General features: G+C 53.6%; 2 protein-coding genes. Both read right to left on the minus strand.

Features of this window, described 5'->3' with window-relative positions:
- Window positions 1–239: 239 nt before the first annotated feature.
- Window positions 240–812: a Uma2 family endonuclease gene (locus VJ464_24135; GenBank protein HKQ08237.1), complete on the minus strand. Its 573-nt coding sequence runs from the start codon at window positions 810–812 to the stop codon at window positions 240–242.
- Between the two features lie 145 nt (window positions 813–957).
- Window positions 958–1,404: a GNAT family N-acetyltransferase gene (locus VJ464_24140; protein HKQ08238.1), complete on the minus strand. Its 447-nt coding sequence runs from the start codon at window positions 1,402–1,404 to the stop codon at window positions 958–960.
- Between the last annotated feature and the right edge of the window lie 175 nt (window positions 1,405–1,579).

A 1,579-nucleotide genomic window follows, 5' to 3' on the forward strand; every position in this document is an offset into this window, starting at 1 on the left:
TTGGCCGGCACTCATCGGCGCTTCGCCTGGCGATGGCCGCCAGGATCGGGCGCGGTTGAATAAGAAACGAAAGCGTAGCGAGCTCATCGTGTGGCCAGCACCATCACGCTTGTCAGCGGCGGCGGGAAAGGCGCCCAACGCCCGCGTTCACCGGGCCGCCGAGCGGCATTGGCTGATCCACGGGAACGGCGCTTCGGCGGCTCCGGTGCAACGCCTTGTTGGACGGCTGCTCACGAAGGTTACGCTATGGAGACTTTCTTATAAATGTCGCTCAGAGCAAGTTCACAATTGATCGACGTCAGCTTAATTCTGTCTTGCAGGCTGTTAGTTTCGGTTAATACCCACTGGCCACCCTCCTGCCTCCTGTAGTGCTCAACGTGATGCTTATCTTGAGCTATGAGCACGACCTCGGACAACGATCCAATCGAACGGTAATGCTCAAACTTATCGCCCCGATCATACCCTTCAGTTGTCTTTGACAAGACCTCTACTATTACGGTTGGGTTAAGGAGTGTGTCTATCTCTTTGTCTTCGAATTCAGGCTCCCCACATACGATAACAACATCTGGATATGTATACAGCCCTGTCGGATTGACGTTGACTCGCATATCACTAGCATATACTTCGCAATCCCTATCAGTGAGTTGGTTGTTTATTGATGAAGCTACATTTACCGAGATCAAGTTATGTTTGCGACTTGCCCCCGTCATCGCAAAGATTTCGCCATTAAAGTATTCATTCTTGTACTCGGATTGGCGATCAATAGCGAGGTATTCTTCAGGAGTGAGTCGGGTTTTCGGTAAAGATGACATAGCCTTTTCTCCAATTCTGGTCTGCCGAAGATAATTTACCATAAGCACTGCGGAGACGCCCAACGAACACGCATCAGCGGGGCCGTGAACGGCCTCACAATGTATGATGAGAACCCCGCTTCGCGGCCTCCGCTGCATGCCGTTGTTAGACGCCCCTGTACAAAAACGTCACCTCGTCGCCGCTCGCCTCCGCTTCGCCGCCTGTCGTTTCATACAACCGCATCGCCGCCGAGTTGGACCTGTTAGTGTGAACCCACATCTTCATTACTCCCTGCTGCTGGCAATACCTCTTGAGCAGGTTGATCATCGCCGCCCCTGCCCCACGCCGACGCTGCGTCTCGGCGACACTGATCTCGTAGAAGAACATCATCGCCTGGTCACGGTCAACCCGATCCAATTGGTATGCCACTAAATAGCCAATCGGCTCGCCCCCCTCTGTGGCGAGGATCAGGTAATTCTCCGGTCGGGTAAGAAAATGGCGCAAGTAATCAGCAGTCAGGTTACGCCGCAATCGGCTATCTGTGATCTTGAGTGCCACGATGGTGTCATAGGCGAGCGATTCGTCGCCGCTTCCCAGTCTTCTTACCTCCATGTTCGCTCTCCCGATACGATAGGGCGTCTAACGAACACACATCACCGGGCGCGGCATGGTGCATTGGATGAGTGATGAGAGACTCGCTCGCCGCGCTCCGGTGCATGTCGTTGTTAGGCGCAACTTGTAGGTTTACTTCCTCTCACCTAACGCTTTCTTACTCTTTACCTATCCG

It is taken from the genome of Blastocatellia bacterium (assembly GCA_035275065.1).
Lineage (GTDB): Bacteria > Acidobacteriota > Blastocatellia > UBA7656 > UBA7656 > DATENM01.